Origin of the sequence: Streptomyces filipinensis, assembly GCF_014649495.1 — a bacterium.
In the GTDB taxonomy this organism is placed as follows: domain Bacteria; phylum Actinomycetota; class Actinomycetes; order Streptomycetales; family Streptomycetaceae; genus Streptomyces; species Streptomyces filipinensis.
The window spans coordinates 248,017-271,413 of record NZ_BMTD01000010.1 but is presented as its reverse complement, the minus strand read 5'-3'; the positions used below and the strand labels follow the sequence as shown (position 1 = coordinate 271,413).

24 protein-coding genes and 1 pseudogene are annotated in these 23,397 nt (G+C 72.7%); 8 read left to right on the top strand and 17 right to left on the bottom strand.

All coding sequences use genetic code 11. The annotated features are described in order from the left end of the window. Positions 1-8: 8 nt before the first annotated feature. Positions 9-524 (top strand): mycothiol transferase, encoded by a 516-nt coding sequence (locus IE244_RS23275; protein WP_191875493.1) that lies wholly within the window; start codon positions 9-11, stop codon positions 522-524. Here IE244_RS23275 and IE244_RS23270 read toward each other — a convergent pair. From IE244_RS23270 to IE244_RS23215, 11 genes are all read right to left on the bottom strand, one after another. After that, complete coding sequence (locus IE244_RS23270) at positions 506-1,585, bottom strand: adenosine deaminase (RefSeq protein WP_191875492.1); 1,080 nt, start codon at positions 1,583-1,585, stop codon at positions 506-508. The genes IE244_RS23275 and IE244_RS23270 overlap by 19 nt on opposite strands. A 33-nt stretch (positions 1,586-1,618) precedes the next feature. Then, positions 1,619-2,014, bottom strand: a complete 396-nt coding sequence (locus IE244_RS23265; protein ID WP_191875491.1) for a VOC family protein — start codon at positions 2,012-2,014, stop codon at positions 1,619-1,621. A gap of 141 nt (positions 2,015-2,155) precedes the next feature. Beyond that, positions 2,156-3,082, bottom strand: a complete 927-nt coding sequence (locus tag IE244_RS23260) for a M48 family metalloprotease (protein WP_191875490.1) — start codon at positions 3,080-3,082, stop codon at positions 2,156-2,158. Beyond that, the gene (locus tag IE244_RS23255; protein WP_191875489.1) at positions 3,079-3,459 is read right to left on the bottom strand and encodes a BlaI/MecI/CopY family transcriptional regulator; all 381 of its coding nucleotides are present in this window, start codon (positions 3,457-3,459) and stop codon (positions 3,079-3,081) included. The genes IE244_RS23260 and IE244_RS23255 overlap by 4 nt, the downstream gene beginning before the upstream one ends. A gap of 303 nt (positions 3,460-3,762) precedes the next feature. Next, a complete protein-coding gene (locus IE244_RS23250) occupies positions 3,763-5,085 on the bottom strand; it encodes an aldehyde dehydrogenase family protein (protein WP_191875488.1) in 1,323 nt (440 codons plus the stop codon). Between the two features lie 113 nt (positions 5,086-5,198). Continuing rightward, positions 5,199-6,398: an RNA polymerase sigma factor gene (locus IE244_RS23245; protein WP_191875487.1), complete on the bottom strand. Its 1,200-nt coding sequence runs from the start codon at positions 6,396-6,398 to the stop codon at positions 5,199-5,201. A gap of 124 nt (positions 6,399-6,522) precedes the next feature. After that, a complete protein-coding gene (locus IE244_RS23240; protein WP_229854291.1) occupies positions 6,523-6,888 on the bottom strand; it encodes an ATP-binding protein in 366 nt (121 codons plus the stop codon). Positions 6,889-7,106: 218 nt separating this feature from the next. Continuing rightward, on the bottom strand, positions 7,107-7,898 hold the full coding sequence (locus IE244_RS23235) for a zf-HC2 domain-containing protein (protein WP_191875485.1): 792 nt from the start codon (positions 7,896-7,898) through the stop codon (positions 7,107-7,109). A 25-nt stretch (positions 7,899-7,923) separates the two neighbouring features. Beyond that, on the bottom strand, positions 7,924-8,544 hold the full coding sequence (locus IE244_RS23230; protein ID WP_373305770.1) for a sigma-70 family RNA polymerase sigma factor: 621 nt from the start codon (positions 8,542-8,544) through the stop codon (positions 7,924-7,926). Positions 8,545-8,793: 249 nt separating this feature from the next. Continuing rightward, a complete protein-coding gene (locus IE244_RS23225) occupies positions 8,794-9,006 on the bottom strand; it encodes a hypothetical protein (RefSeq protein ID WP_191875588.1) in 213 nt (70 codons plus the stop codon). A 293-nt stretch (positions 9,007-9,299) separates the two neighbouring features. Further along, positions 9,300-9,650, bottom strand: coding sequence for a YciI family protein (locus IE244_RS23215; protein WP_191875483.1), 351 nt, complete (start codon positions 9,648-9,650; stop codon positions 9,300-9,302). 111 nt (positions 9,651-9,761) lie between these two features. On the opposite strand from IE244_RS23215, the gene IE244_RS23210 reads away from it, so the two are divergent. Beyond that, positions 9,762-10,802, top strand: a complete 1,041-nt coding sequence (locus tag IE244_RS23210) for an acyl-CoA dehydrogenase family protein (protein WP_191875482.1) — start codon at positions 9,762-9,764, stop codon at positions 10,800-10,802. 217 nt (positions 10,803-11,019) lie between these two features. On the opposite strand, the gene IE244_RS23205 is transcribed toward IE244_RS23210, so the two are convergent. Next, positions 11,020-11,556 (bottom strand): HXXEE domain-containing protein, encoded by a 537-nt coding sequence (locus IE244_RS23205; RefSeq protein ID WP_191875481.1) that lies wholly within the window; start codon positions 11,554-11,556, stop codon positions 11,020-11,022. Between the two features lie 149 nt (positions 11,557-11,705). On the opposite strand from IE244_RS23205, the pseudogene IE244_RS23200 reads away from it, so the two are divergent. Further along, positions 11,706-11,951, top strand: a pseudogene (locus IE244_RS23200) (LysR family transcriptional regulator); the annotation flags it as partial. Between the two features lie 299 nt (positions 11,952-12,250). Here IE244_RS23200 and IE244_RS23195 read toward each other — a convergent pair. Beyond that, complete coding sequence (locus IE244_RS23195) at positions 12,251-12,427, bottom strand: DUF8839 family protein (RefSeq protein WP_191875480.1); 177 nt, start codon at positions 12,425-12,427, stop codon at positions 12,251-12,253. Positions 12,428-12,592: 165 nt separating this feature from the next. On the opposite strand from IE244_RS23195, the gene IE244_RS23190 reads away from it, so the two are divergent. Together IE244_RS23190 and IE244_RS23185 are read left to right on the top strand one after the other, a co-directional pair. After that, a complete protein-coding gene (locus tag IE244_RS23190) occupies positions 12,593-13,996 on the top strand; it encodes a cryptochrome/photolyase family protein (RefSeq protein ID WP_191875479.1) in 1,404 nt (467 codons plus the stop codon). A gap of 79 nt (positions 13,997-14,075) precedes the next feature. Further along, entirely contained in the window at positions 14,076-14,510 is a 435-nt protein-coding gene (locus IE244_RS23185) for an SPW repeat protein (RefSeq protein ID WP_191875478.1), read from the top strand. Positions 14,511-14,624: 114 nt separating this feature from the next. Here the strand turns inward: IE244_RS23185 and IE244_RS23180 are convergent, their stop codons facing one another. Continuing rightward, positions 14,625-16,058: an APC family permease gene (locus tag IE244_RS23180; RefSeq protein ID WP_191875477.1), complete on the bottom strand. Its 1,434-nt coding sequence runs from the start codon at positions 16,056-16,058 to the stop codon at positions 14,625-14,627. A gap of 117 nt (positions 16,059-16,175) precedes the next feature. Here IE244_RS23180 and IE244_RS23175 point away from each other — a divergent pair, with 117 nt between their 5' ends. Both IE244_RS23175 and IE244_RS23170 read left to right on the top strand, forming a co-directional pair. Beyond that, on the top strand, positions 16,176-17,360 hold the full coding sequence (locus IE244_RS23175) for an ROK family transcriptional regulator (RefSeq protein WP_191875476.1): 1,185 nt from the start codon (positions 16,176-16,178) through the stop codon (positions 17,358-17,360). Positions 17,361-17,467: 107 nt separating this feature from the next. Then, entirely contained in the window at positions 17,468-20,191 is a 2,724-nt protein-coding gene (locus tag IE244_RS23170; RefSeq protein WP_191875475.1) for a glycoside hydrolase family 2 protein, read from the top strand. A gap of 39 nt (positions 20,192-20,230) precedes the next feature. On the opposite strand, the gene IE244_RS23165 is transcribed toward IE244_RS23170, so the two are convergent. Next, complete coding sequence (locus IE244_RS23165) at positions 20,231-21,682, bottom strand: M6 family metallopeptidase (RefSeq protein ID WP_191875474.1); 1,452 nt, start codon at positions 21,680-21,682, stop codon at positions 20,231-20,233. A 210-nt stretch (positions 21,683-21,892) separates the two neighbouring features. Between IE244_RS23165 and IE244_RS23160 the strand changes: the two genes are divergently transcribed. Further along, a complete protein-coding gene (locus IE244_RS23160; protein WP_191875473.1) occupies positions 21,893-22,156 on the top strand; it encodes a GlsB/YeaQ/YmgE family stress response membrane protein in 264 nt (87 codons plus the stop codon). Positions 22,157-22,164: 8 nt separating this feature from the next. Here IE244_RS23160 and IE244_RS23155 read toward each other — a convergent pair whose 3' ends face one another. Together IE244_RS23155 and IE244_RS23150 are read right to left on the bottom strand one after the other, a co-directional pair. Next, positions 22,165-22,941 carry a GNAT family N-acetyltransferase gene (locus IE244_RS23155; RefSeq protein ID WP_191875472.1) on the bottom strand — a complete coding sequence of 259 codons (777 nt, stop codon included), beginning with the start codon at positions 22,939-22,941 and terminating at the stop codon, positions 22,165-22,167. Between the two features lie 40 nt (positions 22,942-22,981). Next, positions 22,982-23,353 (bottom strand): MerR family transcriptional regulator, encoded by a 372-nt coding sequence (locus tag IE244_RS23150; RefSeq protein ID WP_191875471.1) that lies wholly within the window; start codon positions 23,351-23,353, stop codon positions 22,982-22,984. Positions 23,354-23,397: the final 44 nt, after the last annotated feature.

Here is a 23,397-nt window from a genome sequence, read left to right as displayed (position 1 = left end):
TGGACGCTATGCATGCAAAGGACATCCTCATCGACGGCTACGGCCGCATCCAGGAAGAAGTCCATGCCGCCCTCGACGGCCTCGGACCGGACGAGCTGCACCACCGCCCGGCCCCCGACGCCAACTCCATCGCCTGGCTCGTCTGGCATCTCACCCGGGTGCAGGACGACCACATCGCCGACGCCTTCGACCTCGACCAGGTGTGGCTGTCCCAGGGCTGGGAGAAGCGTTTCGGCCTCGACCTGCCCCGCCATGACACCGGCTACGGGCACAGTCCCGCGAAGATCGCGAAGGTGCGGGTCGAGTCGGCCGACCAGCTGACCGGGTACTACGACGCCGTCCACGAGCAGTCGCTCGGCGCCCTGCGCTCGCTCGCCGCCAAGGATCTGGAACGCGTCGTGGACGAGCGCTGGGATCCCCCGGTCAGTCTGGGTGTGCGCCTGGTGAGCGTCCTGTCCGACGACCTTCAGCACATCGGACAGGCCGCCTACCTGAGGGGGCTGCTTCAGAGCGCTGCCGCGTAACCCGGCAGGACCACGTCGTCGATGAGGGCCTTGCGCTCGTCGAACGGGATGAACGCGCTCTTGAGGGCGTTCACCGTGACCGTGCGCAGGTCCTCGACCGTCCAGCCGGCCTCCTCGACCAGCAGGGACATCTCCCGGGTCATCGTCGTGCCCGACACCAGGCGGTTGTCGGTGTTGAGGGTGACCCGGAAGCCGAGGTCCTTCAGGGCCGTGATGGGGTGCTCGGCGATCGAGGTGGCGCAGCCGGTCTGCAGATTGGAGGTCGGGCACATCTCCAGGGCGATACGACGGTCGCGCACCCAGGAGGCGAGCCGCCCGAGCTTGCCGGCCGCGAGGTCGGGGATGTCCTCGACGAGGCGCACTCCGTGGCCGATGCGCTGGGCGCCGCACACCTGCAGGGCCTGGTGGATGCTGGGCAGGCCATGGGCCTCGCCGGCGTGGATCGTGAAGGGCACGCTCTCGCGGCGCAGGTGCTCGAAGGCCTCAAGGTGGTCGGCGGGCGGGAAGCCGTCCTCCGCGCCGGCGATGTCGAAGCCGACGACACCCGCGTCGCGGTAGGCGACGGCCAGGTCGGCGGCCTCACGGACCCGGTCGAACATCCGCATCCCGCACAGCAGGGTGCCCACGCGCACCGGGGTGCCCGCGGCGGCGGCCTTGGCCATACCGGCGGCGAGGCCCTCCTGGACGGTCTCCACGACCTCGCTGAGCGACAGCCCGCCGTTGGTGTTCAGCTCGGGGGCGTAGCGCACCTCGGCGTAGACGACGCCGTCGGCGGCGAGGTCGAGGACGTACTCCTCGGCGGTGCGCAGCAGGCCCTCGCGGGTCTGCATGACGGCGAGGGTGTGCTCGAAGGTGGCTATGTAGCGGACCAGGTCGCCGGAGTTGGCGGCCTCGAAGTACCAGGCGGCCAGCTCGTCGGGGTCGGTGGTGGGCAGCTGGTGGCCGACCGCGGCCGCGAGCTCGACGACGGTGGCGGGGCGCAGGCCGCCGTCGAGGTGGTCGTGCAGGACGGCCTTGGGGAGCCGGCGGAGGGTCTCGGTGTCGATGCGGGGCGCGGTCATGGCAGGGCTTTCCTCAGGTGGTGCGGTGGGATGTCAGTGGTCGGCCGGCTGGAGCAGGTCCCAGCGGTTGCCGTAGAGGTCCTGGAAGACGGCGACGGTGCCGTACGGCTCGTGGCGCGGCTCCTCCAGGAAGGTCACGCCGGCCGCGGCCATCCGGCCGTGGTCGCGGGCGAAGTCGTCGGTGTGCAGGAAGAACCCGACGCGTCCGCCGGTCTGGTCGCCGATCCGGGACCGCTGGCCCTCGCCCTTGGCGCGGGCCAGGAGCAGAGCGGTGCCGGCGCCCTCGGTCCCCGGCTCCACGACGACCCAGCGGGAACCGTCGGGGCGCGGGGCGTCCTCGGCCAGCCGGAAGCCCAGGGCCTCGGTGTAGAAGCGGATGGCCTCGTCGTAGTCGTCGACGACGAGGGTGACCAGGGCGACGCGTCGCATCGGGACCTTCCGGTGGGGGTGGTTAGCGGGTGAGGTTATACGTAAAACCCCCCGCGCGCCAGTCCTTGTTCTACGCGCGTTGCCCGGCGGTGGTTCCAGGCACGGACGCAGGGCTGCGGGCGGGTGCTCCGGAGGGGTTCGTCAGGGTGTCTCGTCGCCCTGGGCGACCTCGACCCGGTGGTGGAAGTCGGCCATTCCCGCGGCCGAGGCCACGCAGGAGACCGCCGTGCAGGCGATGAGGAGACCGGCGATCGTCCGGCCGGCCCGGGGTGCGCGCGGGGCGGCCAGCAGGGCCTGGACGCGCTGCGGGACGGGGCCGGTGGTCGCGGCGGGCACAAAGCCGGCTCGCTCGGTGCGGGCGGCCTGACCGGCGAGGGCCGCACGGGCGATGGCCCGGGCGATCAGGCGCCGGTCGCCGACCCGGACGGCGGCGGCCTCGTCGGCGGCGCGCTCGGCGGCCAGCCGGATGGTCTCGCGGACCGGGCGCAGGGCCGGATGGCAGTGCGCGGCGAGTTCGGCGGCGGCGAGGAAGTAGTGGTGTCCGCCGTCGTTGTGCGCCCGCTCGTGCGCGAACAGCGCCTCGCGCTCGGGTCCGTCCAGGCTGCGCAGCATCGCGGTGGTGACGACGACGCGGTGCGGGCGGCCGGGCAGCGCGTAGGCGTCCGGGCGGGGCGAGTCCACCACGCACAGGTCGCCGGCCGCGGGGCCGCGCCCGGCCTCCGTCCGGGCCGCACGGAAGGCGCGGGTCTCGCGCAGCACCGAGCGGACGAGGGTCCAGCCGCAGACGGCGAGCGCACCGACGGAGGTCGCGGCGGCCGGCAGGACGACGAGGTCCGAGGCGGTGCGCAGCGGGTGGATCAGCTCGCCGAGCGCGGCGAAGAGGGGGAGCTTGAGCAGCCCGACGAGGACGAACGAGCCGAGCGCGGCCAGCGAGCAGCCGGCGAGGAGCACCGCGCAGGCGGTGACGGCCCACAGCGCGGCGACCGGGGCCAGCCGGTCCAGCGCCCGGCGGGCCAGGGCCGGGAGGGCGAAGGGCAGCAGCAGCGGGAGCAGGAGGAGCGCGGTCATCGTTCGCCGGGTTCGAGCAGGTCTCGCAGAATGCGTTCGTCGTCGGGGCTGAGCTGGGCGACGAAACGCGCGAGGACCGTCTGGCGGTCGTCGTCCCGGTCCAGCTCACTGTGCATCCGGCGGGCGGTGAGGCCCTGGGCGTCCTGGACGTCCCGCACCGGGACGTAGGCGTAGCCGCGGCCCTGGCGGTGCCGCTCGACGACTCCCTTGTCGTACAGGCGGGTGAGGATCGTGGTCACCGTCGTACGGGCCAGGTCCGTGCCGAGGCTCCGCTGGACCTCGCCGGGCGTCCGTGGTGCGCCGGCGGCCCAGAGCGCGGCCATGACGCTCGCCTCGAGTTCACCGGCCGGCCGCCGCTCGTCCTTCGCCTCGGTCATGGAACGTTCCTCACCCCGTCCTCGTCTGCGGTCGTTGCGACCGTCTACACGATGGTAGTCAACCGGACCCTCGAACGGCCGTGCGCCCGGGGCACCCGTCCCCGAGGGGGCGGGGTGCAGGGCGTCCAGCCGTTTCCGGGCGTCCGCCGGTGTGAGGCCCAGGCGCGGCGACGCCCACCACGACGTGGCCGCGGTTCCCGGCACGCCGGCCGCGCCGGGGCGGAACGCGGCGCCGCCCGTCCGCCGCATGGCTGCGATGCCGGTGCGGCGAGCGGGCGGGGAGCCGGTGCGAAGGAGCGCGGTTCAGCCCAGCGGCTTCTCCAGGACGGCCTTGCGGTGGCTGAACGTCTCGATGGAGTACCGGCCGTGGTAGCTGCCCGTGCCGCTCTCCCCCACCCCGCCGAACGGCAGGTCGGAGACGGTGAGATGGGCGAGGGGAAGGCCGTGGCCGAGGCCGCCGGAGGAGGTCTCGGCGGCGATGCGGGCGCGGGTCTCCTCGGACTCGCTGAACACGTACAGCGCGAGCGGCTTGTCACGGTCGTTGATGAAGGCGATCGCCTCGTCCAGGCCGGACACGGTGACGAGGGGCAGGATCGGGCCGAAGATCTCCTCCTGCATGACGGGCGACTTCGGGTCGACGTCCGCGAGGACGGTGGGCGCGATGTACTTGGCCGTACGGTCGCTCGCCCCGCCGACCGCGACCCGGCCGGAGTCGAGGAGGCCGGAGAGCCGGTCGAAGTGCCGCTCGTTGACGATCCGGCCGTATTCGGGCGAGGCCTGCGGGTCCGTGCCGAACAGCGCCTCCACCGCACGCACCAGCGCGCGCTCCAGGGCGGCGGCGGTCTCCGGGTCGGCCAGCACGTAGTCGGGGGCGACGCAGGTCTGGCCGGCGTTGAGGAACTTGCCGCGGGCGAGCCGGTCCGCGACCACGTCGAGGTCGGTGTCCCGGTCCACGAACACCGGGGACTTGCCGCCGAGTTCGAGGGTGACCGGGGTGAGGTGCTCGGCGGCGGCGCGCATCACGACGCGGCCCACCGTGCCGTTGCCGGTGTAGAAGATGTGGTCGAAGCGCTCGGCCAGCAGGGCCGTGGTCTCCGGGACGCCGCCCTCCACCACGGCGACGGCGTCGGTGTCGAGATAGGCCGGGATCAGCTCGGCGAGGGCGGCCGAGGTGGCCGGGGCCAGCTCGCTGGGCTTGGCGACGACCGCGTTGCCGGAGGCCAGGGCGCCGACCATCGGGGCGAGCAGCAGCTGCGCCGGGTAGTTCCAGGGGGCGATGACGAGGACGACGCCGAGGGGGTCGTACTGCGTCCAGGCCCTCGCGTCGGCGCCGAGGTGGGCCGGGACCGGGGCGGGCTCGGGGCGCAGCCACTGCGCGAGGTGGTCGAGGGTGTGGTCGATCTCGCGGACGGTGAAGTCGATCTCGGTGCGGTAGGCCTCGGTGCTGCTCTTGCCGAGGTCGGCGCGGAGGGCGGTGGCGAGGTCGGCCCCGCGCTCGGTGAGCATCGCGCGCAGGCGGCGCAGCTGGCCGGTGCGCCACTCGACGGGCTTGGTGCGGCCGGTGGCGAAGGTGGCGCGCAGACGGGCCACGAGGTCGGCGGGCCGCTCGGGTGCGTGGTGGTTCACGGATGCCTCGCTGGGGTGCACGGGCTGGTTCGGCCCGAGCCTAGGGGTCGGTGGATGTATTTGCCAACCTTTCAGGTTCTCAAGTTCATTCCGGCTGCCCGGGGTGACGAGGGTCACGCGGCGGGGCCGGTCTCCCGTCGGCGTCGCTCCAGATAGGCCCGCTCGGCCTCGCTCGCGGCCAGCTCGGCGGCCAGGCCGTACGCGGTGGCCGCCTCGGTGGTGCGGCCCAGACGGCGCAGCAGGTCGGCGCGGACGGCGTGCAGCACGTGGTACCGGCCGAGGTCCAGGCTGTCGACCAGGTCGAGCGCCACGGCGGGACCCTGGGTCTCGGCCAGGGCGACCGCGCGGTTCAGGGCGACGACCGGGGACGGCGCCACGGCCATGAGCTGGTCGTACAGGCGCAGGATCTGCGGCCAGTCGGTGGCGGCGGCGCTGGGCGCGTCGCCGTGCACGGCGTTGATGGCGGCCTGGATCTGATAGGGGCCGGGCCGGCCGTGGCGCAGACAGCGCCGGACCAGGTCCTGGCCCTCGGCGATGAGGGCCCCGTCCCAGCGGGAGCGGTCCTGCTCGGGCAGCGGGACGAGGACGCCGTCGGCGTCGCGCCGAGCGGGCCGACGGGACTCGGTGAGCAGCATCAGCGCGAGCAGGCCGGTGACCTCGGGTTCGTCCGGCATCAGGGCCGCGAGCAGCCGGCCCAGGCGGAGCGCCTCGGCGCACAGGGCGGCCTCGCCGGTGTAGCCCTCGTTGAAGATCAGGTAGACGACGGCGAGAACACCGCCGAGCCGCGCGGGCAGATCGGTGTCGCGGGGCACGCGGTAGGGGATGCCCGCGTCCCGGATCTTGGCTTTGGCCCGCACCAGCCGCTGGGCGAGGGTCGGTTCCGGCACCAGGAAGGCGCGGGCGATCTGGGCGGTGCTCAGCCCGCCGAGGAGACGCAGGGTCAGGGCGACTTGGGCCTGGAGGGCGAGCGCGGGGTGGCAGCAGGTGAACATCAGGCGGAGCCGGTCGTCGCGCACGGGGCCCTCCTCGGGCGGCGCGTCGGACGCGTACAGGCGGGCGGCCTCGGCGTGCCGGGCGTCCCGGGAGGACTCGCGGCGCAGCCGGTCGATCGCCCGGTTGCGTGCGGTGGTGATGATCCAGCCGGCCGGGCTCGGCGGCACACCGGCCTCGGGCCAGGTGCGTACGGCGGTGGTGAAGGCGTCCTGGACGGCTTCCTCGGCGAGGTCGATGTCGCCGAGGAAGCGGACGAGGACGGAGACCGCGCGCCCGTACTCGGCACGGAAGACGGCCTCGACATCGACGGTGTCCGGCATGGGCGCCCGTGCCCTCCTGTCCGATCACGCCCCGGCCCGTACGACGCCGGCCATGGGGTGGGGTGCGGCCCGGTGGACGGCAGCGGTCCTGCCGGGACCGGCCGTCGCAAGCGTACGGGCTCCGTCATGCCGGGCACCGCAGACAGGCGCGTACTTCCCGGCCGCCGCGGGTCTGGTGGACCTCGGTGGACTGCGCGAGGGAGTCGACGATGCCGGTGCCGCGGCCGTGCTCGTCCGGGGCCACGTCGCGATGGACGCGCTCGACCGCCGTGCCGGAGTCGGTGACCACGATGTGCAGGGTGCCGCCGTCGAGGACGAGCAGCAGCGTCATGCGTTCGCGGCCGTACCGGGCGGCGTTGGCGGCGAGTTCGTCGACGATGAGGACGGCGGAGTCCCGCTCGCTCTCGGGCACGCGCCAGCACTCCAGCAGCTCGGCCGCGAGATGACGGGCGGCGGGGACATGCGCCTCCTGCGCGGGCAGGGTGAGCATCGCCTGGTGGTGGCAGGACCGCGCGGGGAGTGGGCCGGCACGGGGGGAATCGGTCACAAACATGGTCTTCTGGCTCTTCTGCGTAGGAACCTGTATGTGAGCACTCATTGAGTTCTACGGATGGCGAGCACATATGGTTCGAGCCATTCGCCCCTTTTGCGCATCTTGTGGGCATCGATTCGTCCGCTGGGCGGTGAGCCGGTGCACCCCCGCTCGCCTCATGCCCGGATCGTGACCAGCTTCTGGCCGTCGCCCGCGACGATCTCGAAGTGCTCGATGGCGGACGGGGGCATCGGGACCGCCCCGGGGATCGTGGTGCCGACGGGATACTCGCCCGCCCGCCAGGTGGCGGCGTCCGCCCTGGTCCCACCAGCCCCGATCGCCTGCAGCCGGCAGATGATGCCCGCGGGCGCCCCCCGGGCGGAGACCTGCAGCACACTGCCCCACGCCGAGGGCGAGACCCGCACCGAAGCGGTGACGCCGGTGGTGGGGTCGCTTCCCGAGAAGACGCGCGACGGAGCCGGGGTGACCGGTGCGGGCCGTGTCGCCCGACCGGCCACCGGTCCGCCGACCGCCAGCCAGGTACCGCCGACCGCCGCCCCGGCGACCAGCGTCAACGAGGCGGCCGCCCCGGCCAGTTGCCACCGCCAGGTCCTGCGGCGCCGGGCAGCGGCCTGCCGAAGCATCCGGTCGAGCAGTCCCGCCTCGGGAGCCCGCGGCACCGCGGACGGGCCGGGCGGCGCCCGGAACGAGCCCCCGGCGCTCTCCGCCGCCCGCCGCACCAGCTGATCGGCCGGGTCCTCGTCGCCGACGGACACGGGCCGGCCCTCGGCTTCCGCCGCGGTGACCGTCGCGAGCAGCGCCGGAAGTCCGGCCAGCTCGGCGTGTTCCGCCCGGCACGCGTCGCATTCGGCGAGGTGCGCCCGCACCTGTTCCGTCTCCGCCGGGGACAGCACGCCGAGGACATATCCTCCCAGCGCCAGCCGGAGGGCGTCATGGTCCGCGTTCATGGCCGGCACCTCCTCCATGCCGTGGTCATGGCTCGATGCCCCGTTCCCGCACGGCCAGCCGGAGGGCGTGCAGGGCGTAGTACGTCCGCGACTTGACGGTGCCCGGCGGGATGCCCAGCACCTCCGCGGCCTCCGCCACGGTCCGGCCCCGGTAGTACGTCTCCAGCAGGACCGCGCGATGGTCCGGGGACAGCGTCCGGACGGCGTCGGCCACGGCCCAGCTCTGCAACGCCTGCTCGATCCGGTCCTCGCCCGGCGCCTGCTCCGCGGCCCGCTCCAGCGCCTCGCCGCCCACCTCCGCCGGCCTCGCCTGCCGGGCCCGGAGCATGTCGATGACCAGGCGCCGGGCGACCGTGCACAGCCAGGCGCGCGCCGGACCGCGTTCGGGTTCGAACGCGGTGGGGTGCTGCCACGCCCGCAGCAGCGTCTCCTGGACGACGTCCTCGGCCCACTGCCGGTCTCCTGAGGTAAGTCGCAGCACGTAGTGGAACAGTGGGCCTGCGTGCTCGGCATACAGAGCCCGGAGCAGTTCCTCGTCCGTGGTCGAAACGGTCCCGTCACCCGGAACGCGGCGCCCGGAGCGATTCGGATCGGCCGCCTCGCCACGTTTTCGAGCACTCCATGGCATAAGCCGATCATCACGCATATGCGCTGGTTTGTCGTGCCATACCCACTGGCTGCAGAGATGCCCTGAGAAAGATGTGTGTCCACCGAACCGTGCGACACCACTGCCCGTGGAACCAGGCATGCGCCGTCACGGACGGCATCACCTGATCAGTGGGGACTGAACATCATGTACGTCAACTTCCGCCCCTTGGGCCGCCGATCGCGCTGTGCGGCCGGGCTGGCCGTCGCCACCGCCGGTGTACCGGGACTCCTGAGCGCGTGCGGCCAGTCACCCCTTTCCGCGGGCACCGGCTCCCTCGCGCCCGGCCCGGGCCGGCATCGGCCGGCCGGGACGCCCGGCGGCTCGGCGGCTCGGCGGCTCGGCGGCGCCCAGCATGACCATGCCCATGACCTCTCCGGGCAGGGGCGCCGCCGCGCCGGCGTCCGAACACGGCATGACCCGGCGCCAGCTCATGCGGCACGCCTGGAGAAACTCGGTCACCTCGGCACCGCACAGATCGACTTCGTCAGCAAGGACCTCGCCGGCCTGTCGTCGGACACCCCCGGCGTGGTCCCAGGCCGGGGCGGGCACCCGCGCCCACTCCGCAGGTCGTGCCCGCCCGGCAGCTGAAGGAGGCGCTCGGCATCCGCACCGTGGCCTACCGCAGGGGGGACCAGCAGCTGGCGATCAAGGACGAGAGGCTGGCGTGAGCCCCGGGCAGCGCCTCGCCACGCTCCCGGATCACCTCGCGACCGCCTCGTACGGGCCGCGAGATGGTCCGGCGGGATGCACGGCTAGTGCTGGTCCACGAAAGGCCGTACCTCGATGGGCAGCGTCGTGGCGAGGGCGGCCCTGCGGCCCCACTCCAGGGCCTCGTCCAGGTCGGCCGCCCGGATCAGGCACAGACCGCCGAGGTACTCCTTGCCCTCGGCGTAGGGGCCGTCGGTGATGAGGACCTCACCGTCCTTGGGGCGGAGCACGGTGGCGGTCTCGGGGCCGTGCAGACCGCCGGCGAAGACCCAGGCCCCGGCGGCGCGCAGCTCGTCGTTGAAGGCCTCCACATCGCGCATGATCGCTGCGAGCGCGTCGGGGGCGGGCGGGGTGCCGTCGGCCGGCTGGACCACACTGAGCAGGTAGTGCTTCATGACGTCCTCCTGTTGTCTTCAGGGTCTCTCGGGTGCCTGACACCTCCTACACGAACGGTCCGGCCCCGGATCGACACGACGCCGGAAGAATTCCTGGACAGAATTCCCCGCATGACGGCCACCACCGCGCATCCGCTCCTCGACCGCGCCCGCCGGCTCGCCACGGACCTGCTGATCCCCGAGGCCGAGCGCGTCGACCAGGAGGGCGTGCCGGTCAGCCACATCGAGGCGGTGAAACGGTCGGGGCTGCTGGGAGCGGGCGCCCCGGTCGCGTACGGCGGCTCGGGCGCGCCGCCGGACGTGGTCCGCCGGATCGCGGAGATCCTGTCCGGGGCCTGCTGTTCGACGTGGTTCGTGCAGACCCAGCACCACACTCCGGTGCAGACCCTGGCCCAGAGCGGGCTCCCGGTCCGGGAACGGTTGCTGGGCCCGCTGGCACGGGGGGAGCTGCTGTCCGGGGTGGCGTACGCGCATCTGCGGTCGTATCCGCGTCGCGTCCCGGTGCGCGTCCGGCGGGAGGGGGGCGGCTGGCGCTTCGACGGGACCGTGCCCTGGTACACGGGGTGGGGTCTGAACGACGTGATGCTGCTCGCCGGGGTGACCGAGGCGGACGAGGTGCTGTTCGCGTTCGCGGAGGCGCGCGAGCAGGCGGGGCTGCGGGCGTCGGAGCCGATGCGCCTCGCGGCGCTGACGGCCGCGCGCACGGTGTCGCTGGAGCTGGACGGGCTGTGGCTGCCCGAGGAGGCGGTGGCCCTGCGCGCGCCGTACGAGCACTGGGCGCCCGGGGACCGGGCCAGGACGCTGAACGCCACCCCGGCGGTCTTCGGCGTGGCGGAGGCCGCGCTGTCCCTGCTGGCCCCGGAGACGGCCGCGCCGCTCGCGGCCCGGCTCGCCGATGTGCGCCGCCGCGCCTACGCCCTGGCCGACCGTCCGGCGCCGCTGGAGCGGGTCACGGAGCGGCTGGCGGTGCGGGCGGAGGCGTACGAGGTGCTGCGGACGGCCACCACCGCGGCGGTGGTGGCCGGCGGCGGCCGGGCGATGTCCCTGACGAGCCGTGCCCAGCGCCTGGCCCGCGAGGCACTGTTCCTGCTGGTACAGGGCCAGACGACCGAGTCACGAACGGCGCACCTGCACGCCCTGGCAGCCACCTGAACCCGGGACTTCCCGCCACCGGGGACACCACCACGGCCCGCGGTCGGCGCCGGCGCGGCCGCGGCCGCCCTCGGTGCCCGAATCGGGGGCCCGGGCCGGAGTCCCGCGGTCCGTCCTCGGTGTGTTCGCGGGGGACGGAGCCGTCCGACAGCGGGGGCCTTGCCGTCACCCCGACGCGGCCGCGGGCGCCGACGCTGCCGGAGCCGGGTACCCGTCGTCATCGTCTGCGCAGGACGCCCTGGGCCAGTGCGTGGGTGCCGGCCGCGGCCGCCGCGGCGAAGGCGAGGCCCTCGGCCAGCTGGCGAGGCCGGGTGGGGCGCAGGACGCCGGAGCGGCGCAGTCGGCCACGGGCCCACACGGTGAAGGGCAGGACCACCAGGGGCGTGGTCGCGGAGCCCGGGGTGTAGCCGCGCAGGGTGGCCGCCTGGGCCAGATGGACCAGGCCGTGCAGACCGAAGGCGTTGAGCGCCGTCTGGTACACGGCCGAGCGGCCGCCGGTCCGATGCCCGTCGGCCGCCGCTGCGGCCAGCACCACCGCCATCGCGGCGACCGCGGTGCTGAACTCCCGGGTGTCCACGGCCTCCAGCCGCCGCCACACCGTCTCCGGCACCCGGGGGAACCTCTTGCGCAGCTCCGGCACATGGGTGCGCACCCAGCGCGGCACCATCACCACTTCCTCGGTGTCATGCACCGCCCATGCGGCCAGCAGACCCCAAGTGACCGCACTGGACGCGTCGTTCGGCTTCCGTGTCATGAACCCGCAGTCTGCCAGGGCGGTTGATCAACTCGCGAACGGCACCTGGGCCGAGGCGGCGGACACCGTGCCGCCTGGGATGCGTCCACAGTCGCGGCGCGGCGCATGCTGCGGCGGTTCGGACGGAACAGCCGGTATACCTCGCGGCCGTGACAGGGCTGCTGGAGCGCAGGCGTCGGGCGCGCGATGCGCGCGGCGGGTGGGGAGCTGCTGCCGCACATCGTGAGCGTGCTGGAGGCGGTGGACCGGTTGCGGTCGGCGGCCGGCGAGCGGCACCGGACAGCCCGCTGGTGCGGGGCGGCACGGTGAACGCGGCGAGGGTGCCGCTGCTGATCCCCGTGCCGCGCGCGTTGCGGGCCGCGCATCCGGTCACCCAGGTGGAGGTGGTCGGCGCACCACGCTGCTGTCCGGCCGTTCGCCGGCGCCCTCGTGCTCGGCCGACGGCGCGGAGATGGGCGAGCAGCCTCTTCCGGCCGATCGCGGACGGCACCACCCGGGTACTGCTCATGCTCCAGCGCCGGTACGCGGAGTCGGCGCCGCAGGCGGCCGGGATCTGCACGCCGAGTCGGTGCCGCAGGCGGCCGGGGATCCGCACGCCGAGTTCGTACGCCGGGCGGGGGAGCCGACGGCGCCCTGACACGCCGGGCTCCACGGCGACCGCCGTGCCCGGGGCGACGACTCCTCCGTCAGGCGTTCAGGAGCGGCCGTCGTCGTCCCGGGGCTGGGCCACGACGAGGAACGCGTCGGACTTCAGGTCCATCACCACGGTCACCCGCTCGCCCTCGGCGCGGCGCGCGGCCGCGTACTCCTCCGCGGGCCACGATCCGCGGGGGGCTCCGGCGGGGAACCGCTCCAGCACCTTCGCATTCATGACGGTCGGTCACCTCCGAGGTCGGCAGCCGGACGGAACGTACATCCTGTACTTCTGCGGCTGCCCCGTGTCGGTGCCGGCATGCCATCCGGTACCGGAGTACTCCTGATCGTCCGGTCCCTCTCGCCTGCCCCGCCCCGCCGCCCGCGCCCTCGGAGTCGCGCCATGAACACCTCGGTCGTCCTGTTCACCGCCGACCTGCGCCTGCACGACCACCCACCCCTGCGAGCCGCGTCGGCGGGCGGCCGCCAGGTGGTCCCGCTGTTCGTGCGCGACCGCGGTGTGGCCGACGCCGGCTTCGCGGTGCCCAACCGGCTGGCGTTCCTCGCCGACTGCCTGCGGGACCTGGACGCGGGGCTGCGCGAGCGTGGCGGGCGGCTGGTGCTGCGCTCCGGCGAGGTCGTCGAGGAGGTGTGCCGGGTGGCCGCGGCGGCGGACGCCGACGAGGTGCACCTGGCGGCCGACGTGAGCGCCTACGCCCATCTGCGGGAAGAGCGGCTGCGGCGCGCCCTGGAGGCGGACGGGCGGCGGCTGCACGTGCACGACACGGTGACCACGGTGGTGGCGCCCGGCGCGCTGACGCCGGCCTCCTCCGACCATTTCGCCGTCTTCACGCCGTACTTCCGCCGCTGGTCGGCACAGCGGCCGCGCGACCCGCTGGGCGCGCCGCGCTCGCTCTCGGTCCCGGACGGCGTGGGATCCGAGCGTCTTCCGTCCCGTGACGCGTTGCCGGGGGTGTCGGCAGGGCTGGCCGCCGGCGGGGAGGTGGTGGCCAGGAAACGGCTCGCCTCCTGGCTCCGCTCGGGCCTCGCCGCGTACGAGGAGCGGCATGACGACCTGGCCGGCGACGCGACCTCGCGGCTCTCCCCGCACCTGCACTTCGGCACGCTGTCCCCGGCCGAACTCGTCCACCGGGCGCGCAGGGCGGGGGGTCCGGGCGCGGAGGCGTTCGTCCGGCAGCTCGCCTGGCGGGACTTCCACCGTCAGGTGCTGGCCGCGCGTCCCGCGGTGGCCGCCGCCGACTACCGCACCCGGCACGACCACTGGCGCTCCGGCCGGTCGGCCGAGGAGGACGCCGAGGCCTGGCGGCAGGGACGTACCGGCTATCCGGTGATCGACGCGGCGATGCGCCAACTGCGGTACGAGGGCTGGATGCACAACCGGGGGCGCCTGCTGGCGGCGAGCTTCCTGACCAAGACCCTGTACGTCGACTGGCGCGTCGGGGCCCGCCACTTCCTGGACCTGCTGGTGGACGGCGACCTGGCCAACAACCAGCTGAACTGGCAGTGGGTGGCGGGCACCGGCACGGACACCCGGCCGAACCGCGTGCTCAACCCCGTCGCCCAGGGAAGGCGGCACGATCCCGAGGGTGCGTACGTCCGGCGCTGGGTGCCCGAGCTGGCCGGCGCCCCCGGGGCCGCGGTGCACGAGCCGTGGAAGCTGCGGGGAGCGGACCGGGTGGGCATCGGCGCGTACCCGGACCCCGTCGTCGACCTCGCCGACGGCCTGGCCCGCTTCCGGCGAGCCCGGTCAAAGACCGACACGGAGCTACACATAAAGAATAAATAAGAGCAAACTGGGAACATGCGGTGATATCCGCACACCGCACCAGACGCGGTCTGGCCTGCTAAGTCAAAGGAGACGAGTCATGGCCAACCTGCACAGGGGTGATATGACGACCCACCCCGATGTCTCCGAAATGCGGGAACGCTACGCCCGCATGCTCGGCGGTCGTGATGTGGCGCTCGTGGACGGGCCGGTCTTCCTGCTCGGGCTCTACTGCGCGGCATCTCCGTGGATAGTGCACTACACGGTGAGCCAGCCCGCCCTCATGACGCACAACCTGATCATGGGGATCGCCATAGGGCTGCTCGCACTGGGATTCACCCGTGCCCCCGAGCGGATGTACGGCCTCAGCTGGGCCATGTGCGCCATGGGCATCTGGCTGATCATCGCCCCGTGGATCGTGGGCAGCGGCCCGGACGCGGGCGTGATCATCAACAACATCATCATCGGCGCACTCGCGCTCGTACTCGGACTCGTGTGCGCCGGTACGGCGATGAAGAGCTCCCCCAGGGCGTAACCGGAGGCACGAGGGAAGGAAGACACGCAGAAGGTGAGGCCGGTCCGCACGGGCGGACCGGCCTCCGCCGTACCCGTCCAGCGGCCCGGCACCCACCAGCGGGCGCGCCGTGACCTAGCCCATCTCCAGGGCCTTGTACTCCTCGGCGATCTCCCTCGCGCCGAACGGCCACACCTTCTCCCGCCACGCCCAGACGACGAAGGCCACGCCGCCGAGGGCCAGCCAGGCCAGGGACCATTCGACGGGGTGGCGGCCCGGGGAGTTCTTGTCGGCGTAGCCGTAGATCACGCACCAGCCGGCGAACGCGAGGGCGCTCGGCAGGGGGTAGAGCCACATGCGGTACGGGCGGCGCAGGTCCGGCTGACGCCGGCGCAGCACGCTCAGCGCCACGATCTGGGCCAGCGCCTGGACGATCACCATGACCGTGGTCAGCAACTGGATCAGGGTCGCCAGGTCGGTGTGGCGGCCGATCAGGAAGCCGACCGCGGTGATCACGCCCATGGTCGCAAGGCCGAGCGTCGGGAAGCGGTGCCTGGGGTGCAGCTTCTCGTACGGCCGGAAGAAGACGCGGTCGCGGGCGGCGTCGTAGGGCACCCGGGAGCCGCCGAGCAGGCCGGTGAAGACCGAGGCGAAGGCCGTGACCAGGATCAGCACGGTGACCGTGTCGGCGGCGCCCCTGCCCCAGGTCTTCTCCAGCACCGCCGCGGCGACCGAGGTGGAGGCGATGTCGTGCGGGTCGGTCATCCGGCGCCAGTCCACGACGCCGAGGGTGCCGATCTGCAGCAGCAGGTAGATCGCCATGATGCCGAGGATGGAGAAGAGGATCGAGCGCGGCAGGGTGCGGCCGGGGTCCTTGATCTCGGCGCCCATGTACGCGGTGGTGTTGTAGCCGAGGTAGTCGTAGATGCCGATGGTCAGGCCCGCGGCGAAGCCGAGCCAGAAGTGGCCGCTCGTCAGGGCGAAGGCGCGCGCCGGGTAGGTGAAGGCCAGGTGCGGACTGAAGTCGGTGGCCGCGGCGACGATCACCAGGAGCACCGCGGCGATCATCACGGCCCACATCACGGCGGTGATCCGGGCGATGTGCTCGATGCCGCGCCACAGCAGGAGAACGACCAGGGCGATGACGCCGAGGCCGATCAGATCGCCCGCCGTCCGCCCGAGATCCGGGGCCAGATAGCCCAGGTACTGCACGAAGCCGACGACGCCCGTGGACATGATCAGCGGGATGAAGAGCATCGCCGTCCACACGAACAGGAACGGCATCAGCCGGCCTGTGCGGTACTGGAAGGCCTGGCGGAGATAGACGTAGCTGCCGCCGGACCCGGGCATCGAGGCGCCCAGCTCGGCCCAGACCAGTCCGTCGCACAGCGCGAGGACGGCGCCCGCGACGAAGCCGATGACCGCCTGGGGGCCGCCGAACGCGGCGACCATCAGCGGGATCGTGACGAACGGGCCGATGCCGCACATCTGGCTCATGTTGATGGCCGTCGCCTGGAACAGGCCGACACGGCGGACGAAACCACCCGTGGGTGGGGGACTACCGGACATGGGGACTCCTGACGCCACGGGCGGCCTCGGCGGCACCCGGCGGGCTGATGGCCGATAAAGTTAAGGAGCCTTACTAGGGGCGTCAAGTATGCGCCGGGAATACCTGAGAATGGTCCGATGACCGCCAGCGACGTCGAAGAGCAGCCGGAGCAGCCCTGGAGCCGCCGGCGGCTGCGCAGCACCAACGAACGGCTGCTGCTCGACCGTCTGCGCACCCTCGGCGCCGCGTCGCGCGCCCAACTCGCCCGGGAGACCGGCCTGTCGAAGCCGACGGTCTCCAGCGCGCTGGCCTCCCTGGAGACGGCCGGCCTGGTGCACGAGGTGGGCACGCAGGCCCCCGAGCGCGGACGCACCGCCGTGCTCTACGCCCCCGACCCGGCCGCCGGGTACGCGCTCGGCGTGGACATCGGCCGGGGCTGGCTGCGGGTGGCCGTGGTCGACCTGGACGGCACGGTCGTCGCGCGGGCCGACGTACGCAACCGGGCCCGCGCTTCCGCCGCGCTGGCCGACCTGGTCGTGGGCACCGCCCGCCAGGTGATCGCGAATTCGGGCGTGGACCCGGCCGAGGTGGTGCACGGTGTGGTCGGCACGCCCGGCGTCTACGACGCGCGACAGCGGCGGGTGCGGTACGCGATGCATCTGCCCGGCTGGGGGCGGGCGGGGCTGGTCGACCGGATGCGCGAAGAACTGGGCGTCCCGCTGGAGGTGCACAACGACGCCAATCTCGCCGCGCTCGGCGAGTACACCTACGGCGTCGGCACGGGCAGCCGGCTGTTCGCGTACATCCTGATCGGCACCGGCCTCGGCATGGGCGTCGTCAGCGAGGGGCGGCTGTTCACGGGGGCGCACGGGCTGGCCGGCGAGATCGGCTTCCTGCCCTGGCCGGGCCGGCAGAAGCCGGAGCGGCTGGAGGACGCGGTGTCCGGGGTGGCCGTGGTGGAGGCCGCCCGGGAGTTCGGGATGAGCGGGCAGCTCACGGCGAAGACGGTCTTCGACGCGGCCCGGCAGGGCCATCCGGCCGCCGCGCGGGCGGTGGAGCTGGAGGGCGAGCGGATCGCGCACACCGTGGCGGCGGCCGCCGCCGTGCTCGACCCGGACCTGGTGGTGCTCGGCGGCGGCGTCGGCCACAGCGTCGACCTGCTGCTGCGCCCGGTCCAGGAGCACGTACGCACCCTCACCCCACTGCGCCCGCGGATCGCGCCGAGCCGGCTGGGCGAGGACGCGGTCCTGCTCGGCGCGGTCGCTACGGCGCTGGACACGGCCCGCGACCTGGTGTTCGAGCGCAGGACGGCCGGAAGCTGACCGCACGAACACCGCCCGGGGCGACGGTCATTGACACGGCCCGCGCGGCACCCTAGCTTGATCCGGGTTAGTAAAGTTTCCTAACTTTACAAGGCCGGAGCTCTGCCATGTTCCCTCGCCCCTCCCCCACCCGCCGGTACGCCGTCAGCGCGCTGGTCCTCGGCCTGCTCGGCTCCCTGACCAGCGGCGCCTGGGCCGGCGCCCGGCATCCGGCACCGTCGCACGGGTCCGCCCCGACCACCCGCGTCCCCTCCGCGGCGGGCACCGGCACCCCGCTCCAGGGATACGCCATCCAGTCATCGGCGAAGGTGAGCGACTCACCGGCGGCCGTCTCCTCCCCCGGCTATCCCGCCCGGGACTGGTACCCGGCAGGCCCCCGCTCGACGGTCATGGCCGCGCTGCTCGCCGACGGCGTGTACGCCGATCCGTTCTTCTCCACCAACCAGCAGAAGGCGGCGAAAGCGGACTTCCAGGTCCCCTGGTGGTACCGCTCCGACTTCACCGTCGAGGACACCGCGCGGCGCACGTTCCTCGACTTCAGCGGGGTGATCTCGGCGGCCGACGTCTATGTCAACGGCCACCAGGTGGCGAAGGCCGCGGACATCACCGGCGCCTATCCGCACCACGAGCTGGACGTCACCTCGCTGATCAGGCCCGGCACCAACACGGTCGCCTTCCGCGTCCAGCCCAACGAGCCGAACAAGAACCTCACCATGGGCTGGATCGACTGGCTGCAGCCGCCGGCCGACCGGAACATGGGCATCGTCCGGGACGTCGTGGTGCGCCGGGGCGGCCCGGTGGCGCTGCGCGACGCGCACGTCGTCACCCGGCTGGCCGTGCCGTCGCTCGCCTCCGCGGACCTGACGGTGAAGGCGCGGGCCCGTAACGACACCGGCGCCGCGGTCACCGCCGAGATCACCGGACGCATCGGCGCGACGACGTTCACCCGGCAGGTCCCGCTCGCCGCCCACCAGACGAAGACCGTCGTCTTCTCCCCCGCCGACACCCCGGGCCTGCGCCTCACCTCGCCGAAGGTGTGGTGGCCGGCCGGGATGGGCGGGCAGCCGCTGTACGGCCTCGACCTCACCGCGTCCGTCGCCGGTACGACCTCGGACACCGCGCACGAGACCTTCGGCATCCGCGACGTCCAGGCGCCGCTGAACGCCGACGGCGCCCGTCAGTACCGGATCAACGGCCGCAGGCTGCTGGTCAAGGGCGGCGGCTGGTCGCCGGACGAGTTCCTGCGCTGGGACCGCACCTATGCCGAGGACCGGCTGAAGTACGCCGTGGACATGGGGCTGAACACGATCCGTCTGGAGGGGCACCTGGAGCCGGACGAGTTCTTCGACCTGGCCGACCGCCACGGTGTGCTCACCCTTCCCGGCTGGGAGTGCTGCGACAAGTGGGAGGGCCAGGTCAACGGGAGCGGCGAGTCGGGCGACCCGTGGACCGCCGCCGACTACCCGGTCGCCAAGGCGTCGATGGCCGCCGAGGCCGCCCGGCTCCGCGACCACCCGAGCGTGCTCTCGTTCCTGATCGGCAGCGACTACGCCCCCGACGCGACGATCGAGAAGAGCTACCTGGACGCGTTGGAGGCGGCCGACTGGCCCACCCCGGTCGTCTCCTCCGCCTCCGACCGCTCCTCACCACAGCTGGGCAGTTCGGGCATGAAGATGACCGGCCCCTACGACTGGGTACCGCCCGGCTACTGGTACGCCAAACGCGAGGGCGGGGCCACCGGCTTCAACTCCGAGACCAGCGCGGGACCGAGCATCCCCACCCTCGACACCCTGCACCGCATGATGACCCCCGCCGAACTGGACACCCTGTGGAAGGACCCGGACGCCAAGCAGTACCACCGCTCGCCGTCCCCGGTCTTCGGCACGCTCAAGATCTACGACGCCGCACTCACCGGCCGCTACGGCGCCCCCACGAGCCTCGCCGACTACGTGCGCAAGGCACAGCTGGCCCAGTACGAGAACGTCCGGGCCCAGTTCGAGGCGTACGACCGCAACGCCACGGACTCCGCCAAGCCCTCGACCGGAGTGATCCACTGGATGTTCAACAGTGGCTGGACGTCTCTGCACTGGCAGCTGACGGACCGCTACCTGGACCAGGGCGGGGCCTATTTCGGCGCGAAGAAGGCGAACGAGCCGCTGCACGTCCAGTACTCCTACGACGACCGCTCGGTGGTCGTCGTCAACCACCGGCACACCGCGGCGACCGGACTCACCGCACGGGCCACGCTCTTCGACCCCGACGGCACGCAGCGGTACGACAAGACCGTCACCGGAGTGGGCGTGAACGGCGACGGGGCGCACGGCACCGCGCTCACCCTGCCGTCCTCGGTGAGCGGACTGTCGTCGACGTATCTGCTCCGCCTGGTCCTGACGGGCGCGGACGGCAAGGAGGTGAGCCGGAACGTGTACTGGCTCTCCACCCGGCCCGACACCCTCGACTGGAACGGCACCACCTGGTACTACACGCCGACGACCGGCTACGCCGATCTCAAGGGGCTCGGCTCGATGGCGCCGGTGCCGGTGTCGGCGACGGCCGCCACGAAGTCGTCGGACGGTACCTCGACCACGACGGTCACCCTGCGGAACACGGGCGGCGGCAGGACGCCGGCGCTGCTGACGGACGTCCGTCTGGTGGACGGTCAGGGGAAGCCGGTCCTGCCGGTGCGCTGGTCGGACAACCAGGTGAGCCTGTGGCCGGGCGAGTCGGTGACCCTGACCGCCACCTACCGCACGGCCGGCCTGCACGGCTCGGCACCGCGTGTGCGGGTCTCCGGATGGAACACCCCGGAGCGGACGGTGCCGGCGTCATGACGGTGCGGGGGCGGGCCCGGCGGCCCGCCCCCGGCCGGTTCAGCCGACGTCGAGCGCGGTGTCGTCCACGACGAACGAGGTCTGGTACTTGGAACCTTCGGTGCCGGTGAACTTCAGGGTGACGGTCTGTCCCGCGTAGCCGCTGAGGTCGAAGCTGCGCTGGGTGTAACCGGAGGCGGCGTTGAGGTTCGAGTACGTCGCCAGGGTGCCCAGGACCGTGCCGGAGCTGTTCAGCACCTGCACCTTGAGGGTGTCGTAGGCCGTGCTGGTCGTGGTCTCGGCCGTGTCGACGTGCAGAGAGAAGCTGAGTTTCGCCGAGGAGCAGGCGGACGGAATGGTCACCGACTGGGAGAGGGTGTCGGTGGTGGCGGTGCCGTTGCCGTCGAGCCAGGCGTAGTACGAGCCCGAATGGGCCGACTCGCCGCTGGAGTTGGTGATGACCCCGCTGGTGGCGCTCCATGTGCCGTTGCCCGACTCGAAGCCGCTGTTGCCGAGGAGCTGGGCGGCCGTGCAGCTGCCGGTGCCACCGCCTCCGCCGCCGCTGCCGGTGCCGGAACCGGCCAGCCAGGCGGTGGCGTTGAGGGCGAGCGCGGCGTTGGTGGCGCCGGAGTCGTTCCACCCGTCGTACAGGGTGTTACCGGACTGGCCGGTGCCGTCGTCGACCGGGGAGCTGTCGCCCCAGAAGGCGACCCGGCCACTGCCGAAGGTGCTGGTGAGGAAGAAGGCGCCGGTGTTGCCGGAGTAGCCGCTGCGGTAGACCAGGCCCTTGGCGGAGGAGTTGTCGGCGGGCTTGAGGGTGGCGGTCGTGCCGTCGGCGATCAGGCTCTTGGTGACCGTGCCGAAGGAGCCGTGCAGGACCGGGTCGGTGCTGTCGCTGATCGCGGCCGGGTAGCCGGACTTGACGTCGAGCGAGTCGATGGAGAAGCCGAACGGGTCGGTGGAGTCGACGCTGTTGTTCGTCATCAGGTCGTTGAGGATCTCGACCGCGTCCTCGCCGTCGTTGTTGCGGTCGGCTCCGGTGTGGTCGGAGATCATGAACAGACCGCCGCCGTTCTTGACGAAGTTCATGATCGCCGTCTTCTCGGCGCTGGTGAACAGCGTGTTCGGCTCCGGCAGGACCAGCGTGTCGAAGTTCGACAGGTCGGTCGAGGAGGAGCCGCCGTAGCTGAGGCTGGAGCCGGACGGCAGCGTCTTCAGGCTGTAGTCGCCGGCCTTCTGCAGTGCCACGCCCCAGGAGGACAGGGCGCCGGTCCAGTCCGTCTCGGCCGACGGGGAGGAGTCCTGGCCGAGCGGGTCGGGCTGGCTGGTGGAGACGATCCAGTCGGCGTTGCCGGCCGTCTCGGCGTGGGCGTTGTCGAACAGGATGCGGTGCGTGGTCGCCGCGTGGGCGGCGGTGCCGCTGCCGAGCTGGACCGCTGCCCCGGTGAGCAGCAGCCCGAATCCGGCCAGGGCGGTGGTGAGTCTGCGGCGGGATCTCCTGGATCCGAACATCCGGCGAACCTCCATGAGGGGTGGGGAGAGGCGGTGCGGCGCCAAGTCTGCGCGCGTAGAGCCGGCTTGAGGGTTCTACACGCGTCGATTGGTTGAAAGGTACATGGCATGAAGGGGCGGTGAACAGAAAGCCGCGGCAATAACCGGAGCGGACTGCGTCCGCTTACAGCGGGCAGATGGTGAGCGAGAGACAACACCAAAGGGGTGGCCATGGAGATCTCGGGCATCATCAGTGCCGTCATCATCGGGCTCGTCATCGGTGTGCTGGGACGCCTCGTCGTCCCGGGGCGACAGCACATCGGCATGCTGTGGACCATCGTCGTCGGCATCGTGGCCGCACTGCTGGGCTCGGCCATCGCCGCCGGGTTCGGGGTCGCGAACACCAAGGGACCCGACTGGATCGAGTGGTTCATCCAGATCGCCCTGGCCGCGGTGGGCATCGCCGCGCTGGACCGGGCCCGGGTACACCGCTGACGCGGACGTCACCTTCCGTGGAGATAGGGGGTCGTGGTGCTCAGCGCGTGGAAGCCGAGGCGCTGCAGGATCGGGCGGCTCAGGGCTGAGGCGTCGACCTGCAGATAGCGGCAGCCGTGGGCGGCGGCGACGCGGGCCCGGTGGGCGACCAGGGCGCGGTAGACGCCCCGGCCCCGCCAGGCCTCCACGGTGCCGCCGCCCCACAGTCCGGCGAACCGCGTGCCGGGCACCAGCTCCATCCGGGCGGCACTGACCGGTTCGTCGCCGGCGAGGGCGACCAGGGCGACGAGCGTGCCGGGGTCGGCGGCCAGGCGCGCGAGCAGCCGGTGTCGCAGCCCGGTCCCGTCGGTACCGAAGGCCTTCTCGTGGACATCCACGACGAGGTCGACGCCGGCCGGGTCGGTGACCCGTACGAGGCGGACGCCCGCGGGCGGTTCGGCGTCCAGGGCGAGCCGGCCCGTCTCGCCGATCAGCAGGGTCTCCTCGGGTTCGGCCCGGAATCCGGCGGAGGTCAGCCGGGCGCCGAGATCCCCGGGCCGGTCATGGCCGTAGAGCTTCCACTCGAAGCCGCGGCCGAGGCCGGTGAAGCGGTCGATCTGCTCCTGGATCGCCCGGTCCGCGCTCCCCGGGTCCAGGTCGGACCAGAGCACGCCGTTCCAGCCGTGCGCGTCCGCGACCTGACGCACGACCGCGCCGGCCCGTTCGATCCGGGCACCGGGGCCGTCGGGGGTCGCGTTCTCGCGCATGTCACGGTCGTAGCGGGCGAGCACCGCGGAGTGGTCCATGCAACCAGCTCAGCAGGGACGTTCCGGCGGGGCAACGCAATTACCGCGGGTCCGGGCGCACGGCGGCCAGATAGGCGCTGAGCCGGTCGCGATTGCGGGACAGACAGTCGATGCGGGACTGGATGCGCTCGATGTGCCCCTGGAGCAGGGCGGCCGTCTGCGGCGTCACGCACTCGGCGGGCGGGTGCAGAACGCCGGGGCCGGAGAGGTACGGCATGATCGCGCGGATCATCTCGGTGGTCAGCCCGGAGTCCAGCAGGCCGCGGATCTGCTGGACGTCGGCGACGGCGGACTCGGGATAGCTGCGGTAGCCGTTGTCGGCGCGTTCGGGGTGGAGGAGATCCTGTTCCTCGTAGTAGCGCAGCAGCCGGGTGGGGACACCCGTGCGGCGCGACAGCTCACCGATCCGCATGCCTGTCTCCCGGTTCGCGCTTGACCTTCACACTGATGTCAGGC